Source organism: Neobacillus terrae (assembly GCF_011393025.1).
Lineage (GTDB): Bacteria > Bacillota > Bacilli > Bacillales > Cytobacillaceae > Neobacillus_A > Neobacillus_A terrae.
The window spans coordinates 68,406-87,029 of the sequence record NZ_JAAOEO010000007.1 but is presented as its reverse complement, the minus strand read 5'-3'; the positions used below and the strand labels follow the sequence as shown (position 1 = coordinate 87,029).

Genomic DNA, 18,624 nt, shown 5'->3' with positions numbered 1-18,624 from the left:
CTCAAATTTATAAATTTTATAGAATTCCTAACTGAAGCAAAAAAATTTAAGGACTTAAGTTTAACCACCCCCTCATTGTCAATGAAAAAATCTTATGAAATACCCCTAAAAACAAACCGTCCAGACGGTTTAAAAACAAGCTTGGATTTATTGTACCGGCTGGACGGTTTTCCGTCAATATAAATAATTAAAATATTTAGAATTTTATAAACAAAAAAAACACCTGCCTTAGGCGGCAAGTATTTTTACAAGCTATCTTTTTTTGTAAGTTCTATAAGTGTATCAAGTATTTTTTTGCGCAGCTCACCCTGCGGTGAGTTAAGACCAAGTAAATCTGCATACCATAATCCATCAACCGCTAAAAAAACAATATAACTCAGAATTAAATTATGATGATCCTTTTCAATATATTTATGCCACTCGACATAACGGTCACGCCACGACTCAACCCATTCCGGATTCGATAACATTGTAGCCAGCAAACCAGAACTCATAAGAAACCTCAAACCAGTTTGTTCAACTGACGAATTGACAAAGCCACGAAGCCACTTACCAGCAGAATCCTCTTCAAGTGCAGCTTTTTCTTCAATATGCTGATTGGAGATTTCCATGACATAATCAATCATCGCTTTTATTAATGCATCTTTTGATGGAAAATGGTAAAGCAATCCCCCTTTGCTTATTCCGGCTTTCTTGGCTACACCTTCTAAGGTAAGATGGGTTACTCCCTCTATTGCCACTAACTGACAAGCTTCTACCAGTATCGTTTCGCGTGTCATTTCTGATTTACTTTTACTCATAACTATCCTCCAAGAATTATAATACAATGACGGCTTTAATTTCCCTTCAAATAATGCTCTCGTTTATAACTATAGCACAAGAATATTGTTCTAATATTCCAAAAGTAATTAACAAATAGATAATGATCTAAATTATCGATGAAAGAAACATCAAACGTAGACTCTTTCATTATACGACAAACGGATGTATTTTTCTGTAAAAAAATACAGTTCCCCCCCTCATTACTACCACAGCATATTCTCATAGTTTGAATGAGAAGGAGAAGCTGTTATCTGAAGGAAAACTTGTTTTTAAGCAATATTTCATCATATAAATACTTTGAGACCATGATGAGGTACCAGCGTGCAATCAAACATACGAGACCTGTCATGGAGCGGTACTAGCAAACTTCTACATTCTACAATTTTTTTAAGCTTTCTTAGATTATAGTTTTTTGCAACAAGTCACCACCAGCACCAAAATTTTATTCTGCCATCTGTAATATAAAAAAAAATTTTAAGATAGTATTTTTTATCAATAAAATACGATCAAGTTAAAAGTGACCACCAAAGACTATATCTTAATGGTCACTTTTTGTTTACTCAGACAGAGTCTATATATCAGCCCATGAGATGATTTGAGCTGAAAATTACCTTTAGTAAACTATGTTGTTTGTGAGTCTATCAGACAGAGTAAATTTAATCCAAAACATCTTTATTGAAATTTTTTACGAAGGGGCGTATTCTAGGAAAGTTGTAGTTTTTATAGAGATAGGAGATTGACTCTTTACACTACGAGTCAGTCAGTCGTTCAATTAAACTAAGGGAGAAAAGATCGGATGAATTTAAAATGGTTTCTAATGATGGCAGGCTTAATCATTATTTGGAGTGTTTCCTGGCCCATTTATAAACTTGCATTGGCATTTACACCTCCTTTGCTTTTTGCAGGGCTGAGATGTTTGTTGGGCGGAGTGCTCCTGGGTGCTGTCATTTGGAAAACACGTGCCCGCATTCAATGGAAGAAGAATTGGAAAATATATGTCGTTACCGGCACTTTAAATATTGCATTTTTCTATGGCCTGCAAACCGAGGGGCTTAAATTAGTACCATCTGGTTTATTCTCTGTCATTGTCTATTTTCAGCCTATTTTAGTAGGTCTTTTTGCTTGGCTATGGTTAGGCGAATCAATGACCATCCCTAAAGTTTTGGGACTTATTCTAGGGTTTCTAGGAGTCATTTCTGTCAGCGCAGAAGGATTTTCCGGCCATGTTTCCATCTTAGGAATTATTTTCGGATTATTATCCGCACTTTCCTGGGCATTGGGTACCGTTTATACCAAAAAACATGCTCATTCTGTTGACTCGCTTTGGATGGTAGCTTTCCAGTGTTTAATTGGTGGAGTTGTTCTTATGATTGCCGGACTTTCATCCGAAAAGTGGACTAGTATTGTTTGGAATGATACGTTTTTATGGGGATTGTCATTTGGTACGATTTTAGGGATTGCGGTATCATGGATTCTCTACGTCGTACTTGTAAAAACTGGAGATGCGAGTGTTGTAGCCACATTTACATTCCTAGTTCCAATGCTGGCCGTTGTCATAGGCTCCGTATTTTTGAATGAACCCTTTACGAAACTATTATTCTTAGGAATAATACTGATTGTAGCGAGTATCTACCTCGTAAATAAGAAGCAAAAGCAATCGGCGAAACAGGTTGAAGAGAAAATTGGAGCTTAAAACTTCAAAATAAAAAGGATAGATGAGCAGAATAATATGCTCTATCTTTCCTTTTTTTATTACTGCTGCACGAGAGCCATCCGTAAGTGAAAGAATAACAGAAAGCTCCTCCCTCTTCTCTTGTCCCTTAACTCCAGCAACGATAGACACTCCACGTGTGTAGAATGCATGTTGCTACACAATGGGATGCTGCTGGGTTTAACTTGAAGCTTTCTTAACACCTGCCAGTCAGCAATCCATGAAGCGCAAAAATCAGTCCTTATACTTGAGAGATACCTTCCCCTCGGCATAAGGAATCAATAAATAAAAGAAGTTCTCATCTACTCCCATTTAAACACAAAACTAGCCAACACAAACCCAGCAACTAACCAACAACCTAATACAAGAGTATCCGTTCCTAATTGTAGAAACGGGGTTCCAAGATTCATCGTCTCCCTCAACGCAGAACTCAAATGAGCAATCGGTAGGATTTTTACAATAGGCTGAATGATATGGGGCATATTACTGATTGGAAAGAACACGCCTCCAAGAAACAGCATGGGAAACGTCACAAATCCTGCGATTGGCCCCGCACTTTCGGGGTTTTTCGCGATTCCGGCAATAATAAACCCGAGTGACATAAATGCAAGGGTGCCAAGGACAATAAAGAAGATCAAGGAAAGCCAGGAGCCAACGACGCTAATACCAAAGACGAGGTTTGCTATAAGTACTACCAGTAGAGCTTGAGTTCCATTGAGTAATAAGCGAGCTGTGATTTGAGCAGCGATGAAGGTAGAGGCTTTTAGACTCGTTCCTTGCATTCTCCGCAAGATTCCTCGTTCCCGCCAGGCAGCGATTTGTCCAGCGACACCGTTCATGTTGTTACTCATGATCATCATGGCGACAATTCCTGGGACGAGGAAGTCAACATAACGGATGTTTACGGCCTCAATGCCCACTTTTTCAACCGTTACTAGAGGCTTGTAGCCGACAAGAACTTTACTGTATTGATCAATGATTCCGTTCACAACGGTTAGGCCGAGCTCTGATGGGGCAAGGTTTTTCTCATTATAGTAAACAGGAAGGGAGAAGGGTTGTTTTCCGTCCTTCATGTTTGCTTGGTATCCTTTTGGAATTTCAATGAGAAGCTGTATGTCTCCATTTTTCAAAGCTATTTTTCCATTTTTGACATTTTCGTACTTTATTGTTTTTAGTCCCTCGTGCTTGTAAAACAGTTCTTTTAAGTCCTTTGAGGCATCTGTTTGATCAGAGTCGATTACCCCAACGGTTAAAGAGAGATTATTCCCATTTCCAGCAAAGGATCCAAGGGCTAGCATTAAGATGATCGGAAAGAGTAAGGTAAAAAATAGAACCTGTTTATTTCGAGCAAAGATCCGTAACTGAGCTAGGGTTAATTGCCAGTAAGCTCTCATGATTCTCTAATGCTCCTTCCTGTCATATGAATGAATACATCCTCTAATGTCGCTAACCGTGTTTGTAAGTCCTCAATTATAAATTGATGTTCCGTAGAGGCCTGAATCAAGGAAGTTAAAGCAGCCTGTAAATCATCTGTATTTAACTGGACAAAGTTATCCTTCATGGAGACTTCTTTCACTCCATCTAGTTTCAAAAACCACTCTTGTTCAGGAGGATTGTTTAATCGAAATTCTACAGTGCTTGTAGACTGAAGCTTTTTTACTAAATTGGTTGGCGTATCAAGAGCAATCAGCTCTCCTTGGTCCATAATTCCAATGCGGTCACAGAGGACATGGGCTTCATCCATATAATGAGTGGAGAGAATGACCGTTTTCCCGCTCTCCTTTAAACGCAGTACAATGTCCCATAGGGTTCTTCTTGCCTGTGGATCAAGTCCCGTCGTTGGCTCATCGAGAAACACAATGTTCGGGTCATGAATAAGAGCTAATGCAATAGCGAGACGCTGCTTTTGTCCACCGGAAAGTCCTTTTATTCGGTCATTTTTCTTCTCTGTTAGAAGCATATCCTCAATTAATTCGTCCATGTTTACTTGACTCGGATAGAAACTTCCGTACAATTGCAGAATTTCTTTTACTTTCAATAATTCAAATAAGGAGGTGGACTGAAGTTGTACCCCAATGACTTCTTTTACTTTGTTTACTTCCTTTCTCACATCAAAGCCTGCGAGTGTAGCCGTTCCTTCATCCGGCTTTCTTAGACCGACTAACATTTCAATGGTAGTTGTTTTTCCAGCACCATTTGGACCAAGCAGGCCAAATATTTCTCCTTTCTCCACCTGGAAGGTTATTCCCTTAACCGCTGTGTGAGAGCCATATCGTTTTATTAGACCTTTTACGTCTACCATTATGTCATTAAACATAGCAAGCCTCCTAATGAGTGTAATACTATCCTTATTTTGGTAAAAAAGTTGTTCAAAAAAAGAAACAGCCATAGATAAGCTGTTTCTTTAACAATTATACGCGATGATGGTCTGCACGCCAATTCCGAACAGCCTTTTTAATGTCATCTGGTGAAAGGTTCTCTTGAATTGCTCGCTCAACTAACTCAACGTATTCTTGGTCAACCGCAAATCTTAGTGCAATCACTTGCTTCAAGGAAAGCTTTGAGTCTAATAGATTTCCCGTTAAACGATAATAACGAAAATTTTCCTCGTTACGAATGATTCGATCCTGAAGCTGAAGCGCATACCCTCTTAGCTTCACTGTTACAAATAATAACAAGAGGCCAAATCCTAAAACAATCACACTAAGCAGCCACTGACTTCCTACTTGTTGAAAGAAAAACACAATCGATAAAATGAGCATAATAAGTCCAAGTAAAGCGGTCCCAACATGGTAGAGCGGGTCAAATTTTCTATGATTTTCATAGTTTTGATTCATTGTGACAACCTCCTATCTTTCTTGTAAATATTCATTCTAAAAGGAGTATTCCATTCTGCATTATGAATAAGTACGGATTGAAGTACCCTCAATCATTCTATTCCTCAAGGTCTTAGCGTATGTCATTCCGTTTGATCCTTGTCTTTGTAATGTATTTGTGGAGTACTATCGGATTCCCGCCCCGATATTTCATTAGAGGCAGAAAAACCTTAATTTTTTCTGCTTCTTTTTTAAAAGGGAGATTCTAACAAAAAAGACCTTTGTTTAAAGATCTTTATATTTAAGATATCAACAATAATCGGAACTTCAAATCAAAAAGTCTCAGCTAGCTGAAAAACTACAGGAATGCGACAAGGACTACGCCATCGACCAAAAGCTAAAGTAAAGGATGTCCCCAACTTAAAGAATTGGCGCCACAGGTTCCCATTCTCGAGTAAGAGGATTACATATAACCACAATGGCATTAAATATAGCTTTGTTAATCCGTTAAAAGAAATATGAAAAGGCAAGGCCCAGAGGGTTAGCTGCCTTCTTTTAACACTATTTTCGCAACTGCTTCCACATGCGTTGTCATTTATGTCTTATACAATAACGCAAAAGGGATTTCTCAAGGGGGTGAATTAATTTCAATTTCCACCCCTTTTGTATGATAATTTACCCCTTTGGCCAAGGCTTTAGACCCCGTGGGGTAAGTTTTGCAAAAGAGTTATACTCTTAACAAAACTTATTTACATTCCATCAATCTCTTTTTCAATGTGGAAACATAACAACGATTTTATGGTTCTTGGGAACAAATCCACAACTATTTATCGGCATTATTAAGGGTATCAAACATTTTTGAAGGAGATAGTTTACTTAATTCCGTATTGCGTGCCAACGCAGCCCTTGCACGATTATGAATAAACACATCCGCATCATGGTCATTAAAGCCCTTTTCCAAAACTAAGTATTGATATAATTCTCGACAAGGAGACAGCATATACTTCTCATTACGTAAGGCATTCATTGCTTTCTCTTTATCAACATTACATACCTTCATCATAACCCGCAGAATTTCATCATCTTTGACATTTGCTTCATACAAAGCTTCAGTCACAAGCTTTATCTCATTATTTCTAATCCGACGTTCTTCCAATGAACCTAGATACATGTATCTTTCCTCCTACTTCATTGTATCTAATTACTCGTTAATATAAGGTGCCAGGCACTTATCAACATGCGTATATGCTACCCTTGCTCGTAACAAGTAGTATCTTATTAACCTATTAAGCTACGTGTCAAAGATATTTTAATATCAATTTCAAGGATAATATGTGTTATGTTTAAATAAAAGGATAATAAAGTCAATAACTACACCTAATCCTAAAATCTTACCTGTACAAAGATATAATATCACCTTCATAAATTTTATGAATTCCATATCCATTTATTTTTCGCCATTGTTACTTAACTATTTAATTACATTTATCTCATTTTGATAGAAACTGGCTTGAGTTGAAAAAGACCAGAAGTCTCGCTATATTCTTCAACCATAGCAACGATATGAATATTAAGGCCTACTCCAAAAGTATCAGGAACATTATCTCCTGTTAGATGCAAATCGTTATAATTAACATCTCTAAATTGGAAATTAGGTCCCGAGAAAGTAGTTTTACTATAATCTCCAGCATAAATTAAATAATCAAATCTTGTTTTATAATTTCCGTGGTTACTCACATAAGCGGTATTCCCATCAAACTCAATGGTTCTTCCAGCATACTTCTGAGCAAATTCTTTAATAAGAGGATCAGACTCGTCTTTTGTGCTAAGTATTTCTGCCAATTCTTTGCAATTATCCACTGTTAGGATTTCTACTTTCGGTTTTTCTACTTTCGGTTTTTCTACATTTGAATTATCCTTTGCCTTAGGTTCCTCTGCACTCTCAGTATCTCTTTTTTTGAATGTATGATACTTAATAATAACCTCTTCATCTGCAGACACCCATTCATCTGCAGAATAATCGACATCGCCGCCAACAGATACTTCTTTAACCTCTCCATCTTTTGTCATCCAACCTGTAATTAAATCTTCAACCTTTTCTGTTTTGATGTTCTTGAATCCTCTTGATTTAAAGTCATCAACAACCTTATGATAATCTCTACCTTTTTGAACACTTGACCCTGACGGCGTTTTTGCTTCACCCTCATGTTTATTCGAATTGCCGCCACATCCCACTAATGTCATAACCATTATACATGCCAAAAGAACACTAACCATTTTCTTCATTTTGGATTATCCTCCAATTAACAGATTTATCGCTCCGTCAAGATAATATAAATTAACCTTTATTTCAGCATAACGTTCATACCATAAAAACCCAACTGACTCGACGATTACACTTTATATAGGAACAATCTCATCAATAGTCCAATCATGCTTAGGTTTTTCCACTCCTGTAAACTGCTTATGACAAGTCCAAATGTACATACATGCAATTATAGAAGCTGATTGTTGGTTTCCCAGTGACGCCTTCAGATAATCCGCATACTTCATTTTCTGTCTAATATTAATTAACTTGAATTTGAGTCTGTAAAATATTTACTACTACTTTTATACTATCTATTATAAAGAATAAATAATAGAGTAGTAGATATGAAAATAAGAATTTATTATTCATCAGAAAGGTGAGAAAACTGGTTCAAAAAGTCATTGTCCCGCCTGAGCAGGTGCGCGAGGATGAGATTTTACATGTTTAAGATCTTTCGCATCGTCAATTATTAACTTTACCAGTAAAGCTTTAATCAAAAGAGAATCATCTGTTTTGTCAATCCACTTCCATGCTTGCTCAGATAGAATCATATTAAATTTTTCATTAATGAACCCCAAAACATTGATTAGTTTTACTTCTGCAATTTTAATTTCCTATTGTTTTATTATCGGCTTTGGAAATATATAAATTAAGGTTTTTACGCACCCTCTCTTTCCTTTCGAATTTTAACTTTTTATTCTAGAAATTTCTTCGTCCTCATGTGTCCACCTTTATATAAGAATTGCAGAAAAAATAAATAGGGAATTGTTACTGAAGCAAATTTTCATTTATTTAGTACGAAAAAGGGAACCTCTTGAGGCTCCCTTTTCATGATAAGGAAATTATCATTGTGATATATCGATTTCTTTTTTAAACTCTTCTATCCGTTTCTTTCCCCAATCATACATCATTTCCACGATGGGAAGTAAAGTCATTCCAAGTTCCGTCATCGAATATTCGACCTTTGGCGGAACTTCAGGATAAACTTCTCTATGAACAATTCCATCCTCCATTAATTCGTGCAGCTGATTGGCTAAAATTTTATGTGAAATTTTAGGGAAAAGTCTTTGGAGATCACTAAATCGATGCGGTCCTTCTACGCCTAAGTGCCACAAAATCACAATCTTCCATTTTCCGCTAATAATCGATAAGGTGAGTTCCTTTTCACAATTAAAATCACCATTTAATATCTTTTCTTTTATTTCTTCTCTTAATGTATCGGACATGAGTGTTTACCCCCTTACTTATATAATAGTAACGTATTTGTAACCTCCTTACAAAAAAGTGCATTCTTCACGGTTTGAAAAGTAAGCATTAAAATGAAATAGTCATGACGGCAAATCTTTTTCAATTTTGAGGAGGAAAAATATAATGAGTAAAAAAGCACTCTTAATCATACCACCAGAACGATTTAATGAAGATGAGTTATTCCAGCCAAAAGAAGAACTCGAGAATGCAGCGATTGAAGTAACAATCGCCAGCACAGTAACAGGTGAAATCACAGGCGACTATGAAGGTAAAGCAACTGCAAAGGTTATCTTTTCAGAAGTATCTCCATCTAATTATGATGTTATATCTGTAATCGGAGGATCTGGTACAAACGATCATCTTTGGGGAAATCAAGAATTACAAGGCTTTCTGAAACAAGCTTATAACGAAAAAGTTCTCGTAACAGGGATTTGTGCAGGGGCTGTTACGGTTGCTAAAACTGGTTTGCTTTCTGGAAGAGAAGCCACTTGCTATCCAGTAGATGTACAAAAGAACGAATTGAAAGCTATTGATGTTAAATATGTTGAAAAACATGTTGTTGCCCATGATGATATTATTACTGGCGATGGTCCAGATGGTGCCAAAGAATTTGGAAAAGCGCTTGTTAATGCATTACGTTAGTCACCTTTTCGTTGGTAAGAGTGGTTCGGAGATAAATTCCGAACCCTCTTCATTAAAGAAGTATTTCTGTCCCAGTTTTGTTTTTACGATAACAAGGAGGTTTTTTAGTATGGGCAAAAAAATTGCTGCACTTATAACCAATTTATTTGAAGATGTCGAATTTACAGAACCAGCACAAGCATTTAAAGATGCCGGTCATCAAGTGATTACGATTGATAAACATGCAGGAAATGAAGTTACTGGTAAAAAAGGCGCAACCGTAAAAATTGAAAGAACCATCGATGAAGTAAATCCTTCAGACTTTGATGCTTTGCTTATCCCAGGTGGTTTTTCTCCTGATTTATTGCGTGAAGACGACCGATTTGGTGAATTCGCAAAAGCATTTATACAAGAAGGCAAACCAGTTTTTGCTATTTGCCATGGACCACAAGTGTTAATCGATACAGACCTATTAAAAGGCGTCGACATAACTGGTTTTAAATCTATTCGTAACGATTTAAAAAATGCAGGCGCTAACTACAAAGATGAAGAAGTAGTGATAAGCAATAATATAGTAACTAGTCGTTTTCCAGATGATATCCCCGCATTTAATCGTGAAGCGCTAAAACTATTAGCAAAATAAAAATTTTAGTCTCTTTGAGACTATTTATGAAAAAAGAGGGTTCCCACAAGTCCGCAGGACAACCCTCTTCGTTAATATTTTCAACATATCAAGGCCTTGTGATGTTTAATACTGCTTTAAATTTTGCATAGTTATTCTTTAGCTAAGTTGAAATGCTTTAAGAATGAACCCTTTACGAAACTCTTGTTTTTAGGAATTGTACTGATTGTTGCCAGTATCTATTTCGTAAAAAAGAAGCAAAAGCAGTCGGCGAAACAGGCTGCAGTTGAAGATAAAATTGGAGCTTAAAACTTCAAAATAAAAAGGATAGATGAGCAGAATAATATGCTCTATCTATCCTTTTTTATTTCATTACAACACTCATTTAATTACCTTGTCTCTAGAAATAGCCTTTTTAAACTGTTCGATTAGTATAGGAACTACTTCAAAGGCATCGCCAACAATTCCATAGTGACAGGTCTGAAAAATGGGAGCTTCTTTGTCCTTATTAATCGCAATAATTAAACCGGAATTTTTCATTCCCACAATATGCTGAATCGCACCGGATATTCCAATCGCAAAATAAATTTTTGGCGTTACCGTTACCCCAGTTTGCCCGACCTGATGAGGATGGTCGATCCAGCCAGCCTCCACCACATCCCTGCTGGCACCAACCGCTCCTCCAAGAGTTTCCGCCAATTGGTGTACTAACTGAAATCCCTCGTAGCTTCCTAATCCTTTTCCGCCAGCCACAATGATGTCCGCCTCATCGATTCTTACTTTCTTTACAGTTTCCTTTACAATTTCCAAGACTTTGGTCCGAATATCTTCTTCCTTTAGAGAGATTGTTTCTTCAACCACCTTGCCTATTCTGCCTGGTTCGGGCGGAAGCGCCTTCATGACTTTGGCTCGGACTGTCGCCATTTGCGGCCGGTATTTTTTACATAAGATGGTCGCCATAATATTTCCGCCAAATGCCGGCCTGCTCGCCAATAGGAGCCCAGTATCCTCTTCCACATCCAACTCCGTCGTATCCGCCGTCAAACCTGTCGGCATATCGGTCGCTACCGCACTTGCCAGGTCTTTTCCTGTTGAGGTGGCCCCGTAGAGTATAATTTCTGGTTTATGTTTTTCCGTGCATTCCAGCAGCGCCTTCATATAGGTTTCAGTTCGGTAATGTTTAAAGATGGGTTGGTCATACACATAAACTGTATCTGCACCATATTCAAATAAGGTTTTGGTTAAATTCTTAACGTTTTCCCCGATTAAAATACCAGCCAATTCCACTCCACGTTTATCCGCCAGCTTTCTTCCGGCACCCAATAATTCAAGAGATACGGAAGCAACCTCTCCATCCTTTTGTTCAATGAATACCCAAACACCTTTGTAATCCTGGAAATCCAATTAAATTTCCTCCTTTGTTTCAAACAGTTCTTTCTTTTCAAGCAGGACAGAAAGCAATTGGTCTACTTGTGCTGCAGGGTTTCCTTCAAGGAACGTTCCCCCTGCCGGTTTTTGCGGAGCCCATACTCTAGAGACAATAGTTGGGGATCCCTTCAAACCAAGCTGCTTGATATCTACCTCTTCCAGGTCGTCAACAGACCAAATATGCGGTTTATATCTGGCAGCTCTTATCACGTTTGGCAGCGGAGAATATGGCACTTCATTGATTGTTTTTTCAACAGAAAACATGCACGGCAATGTGGATCGCACCACTTCAAAACCATCTTCAAGCTTGCGGTGGACAATGGCGTACCCTTCTTCTTGGTTGATTTCCACCACTTTGTTCACAGAAGTCAAAGGTGGAATATCAAGCCTTCTTGCTATTCCAGGCCCGACTTGCCCAGTATCACCATCGATGGACATTTTTCCGCAAATGACCAAATCAATAGGCTGTTGTTTTGCAATTTTGTCTAGCGCCTTTGAAAGTGCATAGCTCGTGGCCAAAGTATCGGCACCCGCAAACCGGCGGTCCGTGATTAAGTAGCCCTCATCAGCTCCGATTTCAACACACTTTTTAATCGCGCTAACCGCTGGAGGCGGTCCCATCGTTAAAACAGATACGATGCCTCCGTACCGTTCCTTTAGGCGAACGGCCTCTTCCACAGCATGAGCGTCATACGGATTCAATATCGCAGGCGCCGTCCTGCGATCCATCGTGTTTGTTTTTGGATTCATCTTGATAATTTTGGTATCAGGTACTTGCTTGATACAGGCTACAATATGCAGCATTTTACCCCTCCCTATTAAAAGCACATGTTAACTTACCGCAAGTTTTCGGCTAAAAAGCCTTTTTACGCCCGTCTACATTTACTTTATTAAAAGAGATGTTCTTACATTCGAAATTTCTTACAAAAACCTATAATAATGTTGCCAATGTAAAGCAAAAAAAAGAAAAACCGTACGAGTGAATACATCACTGTACGGTTGCTTAAAATTATCTACTTGGATTTTTTACAAAAATGGTTTGGAATCGCATCCAACTGACCTGTAAAACAGGAAACAAGTAGTTTTGAAATTTACTAGTATCTGTTTTTTTGCGACTTGCTTTGCTTTCTAGACCCCTTTTTACAACTTATCCAGGTTTCTTTAACGCGCAGGCCCATAATGGCCTTTTAGTTCCTTTCCTTACTCTTGTCTCCTGGAACCTGTAATAGACGAAAGTTGTTGAGGCGCTGCATCAATCTCTGTTACATGTACAGCTGGCCGCCTCCCGTGGTTCCATTTTCCATCCAGTGCGCGCTCGATTTGGGCTCCCAGTTGCAGAAGCAATCCATCGTCTCCTTGCCTTGTGAGCGCGTGAATTCCAAGTGGCATCCCGTTCTCAAGCTCAGCCATCGGTAACGAGATGCCCGGAAGGCCACACAGGTTGGCAATCGGAGTATAAGAGAATATGCGCCACAGGTTTTCGAACCAGTCGGAGACGGAGGGATTATCACTGATAGTGAGATACTCCTTCGTTCCAACCAATGGTGTGGGCAGGGCCATCGTCGGGGTAAGGATGATATCCCAGTTTTCAAAGAAGGCGGCTAGCCTGCGGGAAGTTTCGTTGAACACCCCCTGCATCTTGGCGCGTTGCGAATAGGAGGCGAAACGGCCTTCTTCCCAGACCCGAATGCACATCGGTTCAATAAGGTCGGCAGGCGGCCTTTCCAAGCCTTTTTGCTCCAATAGACCCGAAATTGTTTGTGAAAAATTCATGATATAGCACTCGGTTTGTGCCGTGTAGGCGGCATGAAAGTTAATGTCCGGGATAACCCACTCGACGTGATGGCCAAGTTCCTCGAGGAAGCCAGCCGCCCGCTCCAATTCAGCAACAATGTGTGGTGTGGACTGGTAATCACCCCACTCATGTGAAACGGCGATACGAAGTCTTTTTGGATCCCGACGAATTAGCTCTGAGTAAGGCTGCGGCGGCATCCAGTAGGGCATGAACTCGCCAGGTGCTCCCCCTCTGCAACTGTCCACAAAGGCAGCGGTGTCACGTATGGTACGTGTGTGGCAGCCCTGAGCGGAGACCACACCCATCAAGTCAGAACTGTAGGGGGCTACCGATAAGACACCCCTGGACGGTTTCAAACCAATGTTGCCGTTCACACCCGCGGGAATTCGAATTGAGCCACCCCCATCAGTCGCATGTGCAATTGGAATGATTCCGGCCGCAACTGAAGCTGCCGTGCCAGCAGAAGAGCCGCAGGTTGTATAGTCAAGATTCCACGGATTTCGCGTAATATAGACCTCTGGATTCTCGGCTGAACTGCAGAGCCCAAACTCTGGTGTTGTCGTCCGCCCAATGATGTTGAGACCGGCTTGGCGGATGCGCGTGGTTAGGAAGCTATCAGCTGAAGAACGATTTCCTCGCATCAGCAGAGAACCCATCTCCTGCAAGCGCCCTTTAAGAGTGGGTCCTAGATCCTTCATCAGAAATGGTATTCCCGCAAAGGCCCCATCAGGGTTCGTACCATCTTTCATAGGGTCATTAACCGCATCATCGAAGACCTCAATGATGGAGTTGATCGCAGGATTTAAGGCGTCGATGGCGAGGGCAACCTGTTGGGCCACCTCTCTCGGGGTAATCTGACCCTTCCGAACCAAATCGGCGAGGCCGATGGCATCAAGGTTAGACCATTCATTCCAGCTCATAACTGATTTCAAGTAGTATCACTCCTTCATATAGTTCGAATTGGATGCAATCTGATCCTCAATCAACGTTATTAAATAAATCTTTATAAGCAGTAATTCCTTCTATACTATCAGCGGATTTCACCGCATCGATAATTGCTCTCTCCATGACCTTCGCTGCTAGGCTGCCAATAACATCAACAGGTACCTTTTCCCCTCCGGTGGCAACAGCAAATATGGTATCTCCATCAAACATGGTATGGGCTGGAAAAATAGTTCTTGCATACCCATCCTGAGCCATTTGAGCAACCTTGGTTGCCTCCGCTTTCGTTAAATCGGCATTCACCGCCACCACTCCAATGGTCGTATTAGACCCGGCACGAATAGGAGGAAAATAGTTTTGTTCGATAAGCTTAAGACTATCTTTAATCACCCCATCCTTATAAGGTCCTGCTAAGATCCTTTGAGTAGAACCGTCACGAACATCTCCGACTGGGTTGACGGCAACAATTGCGCCAATCACAACACCATTTCCCAGGCGGATTGATGCACTTCCGAGTCCACCCTTCATGCAAAAATCGGGACCGGCCAATTTGCCAACGGTAGCTCCACAACCGGCCCCATAGTTTCCAGTGCTAAACCTTTCTGTCGTTGCCACTTTTGCTGCTTCATAACCCATTATTTTATCAGGCCTTACCTTTGGGTTGCCGCAAGCAAGGTCGAACAGGACCGCAGCCGGGACAATTGGCACTTTAGCTACACCGACTTCTAAGCCAATTCCTTTTTCCTCTAAAAATTGCATCACGCCTGAAGCAGCATCCAATCCAAACGCACTGCCGCCACTTAAGCAAATCCCATGCACTTTATCAACCAAATTAACCGGATTGAGAAGATCTGTTTCCCGTGTTCCCGGAGCGGATCCCCTCACATCCACACCAGCGACTGCACCGTCTTCAAAGAGGAGGGCTGTACAACCGGTCAATGCCTGTTGATTTTCTTTATTCCCCACTTTTACTCCAGGTACATCCGTGATTTGATTAGGCATATCCTACATATCCTCAGAGATCTTCGATTTTTTGTTTTTACCGATTTGTTTCCAAGCCAATACAACTGCTAACGTAACAATTGTTCCTACAATCGCTTCAGGTATTCCATTTGTTATGCCAACTGTCCAGGCAACTGCTGGAGTCAGATAGTGTCTAACGACAGCCATAGTTAAAACAAGAACTGTATTAGTCAAGGTACCAATAAATGCTGAAGCGCATACTGCAAAGTACTCGTTTTTGCGGCGGAGTCCAACATATACAAGCCATGCTGCAACACCAATAAATAAACGTGGTAAAATTGCTACCAATGGATCCTTAAATAAAGGAACCGTGGCATTCAAGAAGGAGGAAATTCCAAAAATAGCACCAACAATGAGCCCGACAACCGGCCCCTGCATAATTCCCCCGATAATCGCAGGAATGTGCATGATTGTTGCATTCCCTGCTGCTGTTGGTACAGGAATATAGCCAAGCCGCGTTACCCCTAAAAGAATCGCTACTGCACCAAGTACACCTGCAATTACAATATCGCGAACCGTTAAAGACTTTTTCATTCCATTTTCTCTCCTTTTATTTTTAGAATGGCTGTTCCAAACTTTTTGACAGGATTTATCGACGAATCTATTTTTTTCTCGTTGTCCTGTTGGGTTATAGTTCAATTATCAAAGAATACAAGAAACGTAACTATTCATTAAAATGGAAACGGGTAAAAAATAAGCAGGTATGCAAATAATAGTCCAACCAATAAAACGAGGTAATCCTTCGCCAAAGTTTTATAAACGGAGTAGGAGCTTCTGTTGCCACCTGGTGTATAGCATCTGGATTCCATTGCAAGAATCAGGTCCTCAGCTCTTGATAATGCGATGTTGAATAAGGGAATAATGATGGGAAAAGTTTCTTTTGTTCTCTGAATGATTCTCCACCAACCGCCTGTACCAAAGTCCGCTCCCCTTGAAGCCTGGGCTTTCATCATTTTTTCCATTTCAATGGCGAAGGTTGGGACAAACCGAATCGAAATGGTTGTGATAAGCGAAATTTCATGTACTGGAAAGTTAATTTTCTTTAATGGACTTAGTAAACTTTGAATTGAATGAGTTAATTGTGTAGTTGAAGTAGATAAGGTAAGAACACTGCTTAAGAAGATAATTTCAATAAAACGAACGGCAGATACTACCACCAAGCGAATACTTTCACTAGTAATCAAGATAAAGCCGTAATCCACATACACTTTGCCGCCGGAAAAGAGCTGACCTTGAAAAAGAAGCTGCAAAAGGGCCAGGATGATAATAAAAGGAATGGCTGGTTTTACACCGGATAGTCCATAACTGATAGGTATTTTGGATGCCCAGAATAAATAGAGTGATAGGAACAGTCCAATGGCGTTTCCGATATAACTCGTATTAAAAGCAATAGCGACCACGATTACAACAAATAAAAGAAGCTTTACTCTGGGGTCTAAGCGATGTATATAAGAATCTGTTGGCACGTATTGGCCGATTGTAATACTTCGGGATATTTCAAACTCGCTGGACATCTTCCAAATCCTCCTTTGTACCATGAAGAACCTTGATGATTTCTTCGGTTGCTTCACTAATTGAAAAGGCATCCACGCTTACTTTGTATCCAAGATCAGTTAACCTATAAAGGACCTGGACTGTTTCAGGTGTTCCAATATGATGCAGCTGCAGTTTTTCTTTATCCGTAAAAATTTCCTTCGGGGTACCGCATAATACATCCTTTCCTCCCGCCATCACATAGATGCGGTCTGCCAACATGGCTACCTCCTCCATATTGTGTGACACGAAAATAACTGTTAATTTCTCCTCCCTATTTAACCGTTTAATTTTTTCCAGCAATTCGTTCCTAGATTTTGGATCAAGGCCAGCTGTCGGTTCATCTAGGACCAAAATCTTTGGTTTTAAAGCAAGAATCCCTGCCAAGGCAACCTTCCGTTTTTGTCCACCGCTAAGAGCAAAGGTCTGTCTATCTTTCATTTGCTCGAAGTCTAGTCCTACAACAGACATCGCCCATTTTACTCGCTCCCTCACCTCCTTAAGTGGAAGACCTAATTTGAATGGTCCATAGGCAATATCATCGCCAATGATTTTTTCAAAAATTTGATCCTCAGGATTTTGAAAAACGAGTCCCACTTTCTGTCTTAGCGTTTTTACGTCGACCTTTTTCTTTGACAAGTCTACCCCGTCAATGATTACCTTTCCAGATTCTGGACGCATAAGCCCATTGAAATGTTGGATCAAGGTGGATTTCCCCGAACCAGTATGGCCAATAATGGCAATACACTCGCCTTCTTCTACATACAGGTTGGCTCCTTTTAAAGCAACATGCTCCAACGGAGTACCTTTCATATATGTATGAGACAGGTTTTCTACTTGGATGATTGGTCTCGCTCCCATCAGATCACCTCCACTTTGGAGAATTTCATTACTTCATCAATAAACTCATCCTCCTGGATTAATTCCGTAGAAAAATCGGGAAATTGTTGGTGTATCCCTTCGGCCATTTGGCTTACAGAAGGTACTTCTAATTGCAAATTCTTCAATTCCTGTTTATGTTTAAAAATTTCACGTGGCGGTGCATCCATAACAATTTGCCCGTCTTCGATGACGATAATCCGGTCTGCTTCCGCCGCTTCCGACATATGATGGGTCACGGTAATAATTGTCATCCCCATATTGTTCATTTTTCGCATAACCTGCAAAACTTCTTTTCTGCCAAAACTATCTAGCATACTTGTTGCTTCATCAAAAACAATGCAATCCGGGTGCATCGCCAGCACCCCGGCAATTGCAACTCTTTGCTTCTGTCCCCCGGATAGATGATGGGGCGGCCTATGGCGAAACTGAGACATTTTTACAACATTTAAAGCCTCATCTACTCTTTTTTTCATTTCCTCCCTCGGTACCTCAATATTCTCCAGCCCAAATGCAACATCCTCCTCCACGATTGTCGCCACAATTTGGTTATCCGGATGCTGAAAGACCGTGCCAACGGTTTGACGAATGGACCGTTTATTGTTTGTATCCTTTGTGTTATTACCGTGAACCCATACATCACCATTGTCTGGAGTCAAGATCCCGTTAAGGTGTTTAGATAAGGTTGATTTTCCTGATCCATTGTGACCAATAATGGCTACATATTCTCCAGGGATTATAGAAAAGGAGATATTCTTTAGAACGGATACTTTCGTTTTTTCATTGATTTTGTAGGAAAACGATACATTTTCCAAGCGAATAATCGGCTCCATTTTATCGTCCTTTCTTTCATTCCTTGTGTTAAAAATTCTCTTC

Annotated in this window: 18 protein-coding genes; 3 read left to right on the top strand and 15 right to left on the bottom strand. The window is 40.1% G+C overall.

Annotated elements, in window-relative coordinates:
- Positions 1-245: 245 nt before the first annotated feature.
- Positions 246-800 (bottom strand): TetR/AcrR family transcriptional regulator, encoded by a 555-nt coding sequence (locus G8761_RS12195; protein ID WP_166027012.1) that lies wholly within the window; start codon positions 798-800, stop codon positions 246-248.
- A gap of 818 nt (positions 801-1,618) precedes the next feature.
- Here G8761_RS12195 and G8761_RS12190 point away from each other — a divergent pair.
- Positions 1,619-2,515, top strand: coding sequence for a DMT family transporter (locus G8761_RS12190; protein ID WP_166027009.1), 897 nt, complete (start codon positions 1,619-1,621; stop codon positions 2,513-2,515).
- A 320-nt stretch (positions 2,516-2,835) separates the two neighbouring features.
- On the opposite strand, the gene G8761_RS12185 is transcribed toward G8761_RS12190, so the two are convergent.
- The 6 genes from G8761_RS12185 to G8761_RS12160 form a co-directional block, all read right to left on the bottom strand.
- Entirely contained in the window at positions 2,836-3,927 is a 1,092-nt protein-coding gene (locus G8761_RS12185) for an ABC transporter permease (protein ID WP_166027007.1), read from the bottom strand.
- Complete coding sequence (locus tag G8761_RS12180) at positions 3,924-4,850, bottom strand: ABC transporter ATP-binding protein (protein ID WP_166027005.1); 927 nt, start codon at positions 4,848-4,850, stop codon at positions 3,924-3,926. The genes G8761_RS12185 and G8761_RS12180 overlap by 4 nt, the downstream gene beginning before the upstream one ends.
- Before the next feature lie 94 nt (positions 4,851-4,944).
- Positions 4,945-5,370 carry a DUF6526 family protein gene (locus G8761_RS12175; protein WP_166027003.1) on the bottom strand — a complete coding sequence of 142 codons (426 nt, stop codon included), beginning with the start codon at positions 5,368-5,370 and terminating at the stop codon, positions 4,945-4,947.
- Between the two features lie 802 nt (positions 5,371-6,172).
- A complete protein-coding gene (locus G8761_RS12170; RefSeq protein WP_166027001.1) occupies positions 6,173-6,520 on the bottom strand; it encodes a hypothetical protein in 348 nt (115 codons plus the stop codon).
- Positions 6,521-6,834: 314 nt separating this feature from the next.
- Positions 6,835-7,635, bottom strand: a complete 801-nt coding sequence (locus G8761_RS12165) for a DUF4839 domain-containing protein (protein WP_166026999.1) — start codon at positions 7,633-7,635, stop codon at positions 6,835-6,837.
- A gap of 867 nt (positions 7,636-8,502) precedes the next feature.
- A complete protein-coding gene (locus tag G8761_RS12160) occupies positions 8,503-8,883 on the bottom strand; it encodes a winged helix-turn-helix transcriptional regulator (protein ID WP_166026996.1) in 381 nt (126 codons plus the stop codon).
- Positions 8,884-9,028: 145 nt separating this feature from the next.
- Between G8761_RS12160 and G8761_RS12155 the strand changes: the two genes are divergently transcribed.
- On the top strand, positions 9,029-9,547 hold the full coding sequence (locus G8761_RS12155) for a DJ-1/PfpI family protein (RefSeq protein ID WP_166026994.1): 519 nt from the start codon (positions 9,029-9,031) through the stop codon (positions 9,545-9,547).
- 109 nt (positions 9,548-9,656) lie between these two features.
- The gene (locus G8761_RS12150) at positions 9,657-10,169 is read left to right on the top strand and encodes a type 1 glutamine amidotransferase domain-containing protein (protein ID WP_166026992.1); all 513 of its coding nucleotides are present in this window, start codon (positions 9,657-9,659) and stop codon (positions 10,167-10,169) included.
- Positions 10,170-10,529: 360 nt separating this feature from the next.
- On the opposite strand, the gene G8761_RS12145 is transcribed toward G8761_RS12150, so the two are convergent.
- From G8761_RS12145 to G8761_RS12110, 8 genes are all read right to left on the bottom strand, one after another.
- On the bottom strand, positions 10,530-11,552 hold the full coding sequence (locus G8761_RS12145) for an electron transfer flavoprotein subunit alpha/FixB family protein (RefSeq protein ID WP_166026990.1): 1,023 nt from the start codon (positions 11,550-11,552) through the stop codon (positions 10,530-10,532).
- Positions 11,553-12,380 (bottom strand): electron transfer flavoprotein subunit beta/FixA family protein, encoded by an 828-nt coding sequence (locus G8761_RS12140; RefSeq protein WP_166026988.1) that lies wholly within the window; start codon positions 12,378-12,380, stop codon positions 11,553-11,555.
- 396 nt (positions 12,381-12,776) lie between these two features.
- On the bottom strand, positions 12,777-14,303 hold the full coding sequence (locus G8761_RS12135; protein ID WP_166026986.1) for an amidase: 1,527 nt from the start codon (positions 14,301-14,303) through the stop codon (positions 12,777-12,779).
- Between the two features lie 46 nt (positions 14,304-14,349).
- Positions 14,350-15,315 (bottom strand): P1 family peptidase, encoded by a 966-nt coding sequence (locus G8761_RS12130; protein WP_166026984.1) that lies wholly within the window; start codon positions 15,313-15,315, stop codon positions 14,350-14,352.
- A gap of 3 nt (positions 15,316-15,318) precedes the next feature.
- On the bottom strand, positions 15,319-15,870 hold the full coding sequence (locus G8761_RS12125; RefSeq protein ID WP_166026982.1) for an ECF transporter S component: 552 nt from the start codon (positions 15,868-15,870) through the stop codon (positions 15,319-15,321).
- A gap of 137 nt (positions 15,871-16,007) precedes the next feature.
- On the bottom strand, positions 16,008-16,850 hold the full coding sequence (locus tag G8761_RS12120) for an energy-coupling factor transporter transmembrane component T family protein (RefSeq protein ID WP_166026981.1): 843 nt from the start codon (positions 16,848-16,850) through the stop codon (positions 16,008-16,010).
- Positions 16,834-17,730, bottom strand: coding sequence for an energy-coupling factor transporter ATPase (locus tag G8761_RS12115; protein WP_166026977.1), 897 nt, complete (start codon positions 17,728-17,730; stop codon positions 16,834-16,836). Before G8761_RS12115 ends, G8761_RS12120 begins: the two co-directional genes overlap by 17 nt.
- Positions 17,730-18,581, bottom strand: coding sequence for an energy-coupling factor transporter ATPase (locus G8761_RS12110; RefSeq protein WP_166026976.1), 852 nt, complete (start codon positions 18,579-18,581; stop codon positions 17,730-17,732). Before G8761_RS12110 ends, G8761_RS12115 begins: the two co-directional genes overlap by 1 nt.
- Positions 18,582-18,624 lie beyond the last annotated feature (43 nt).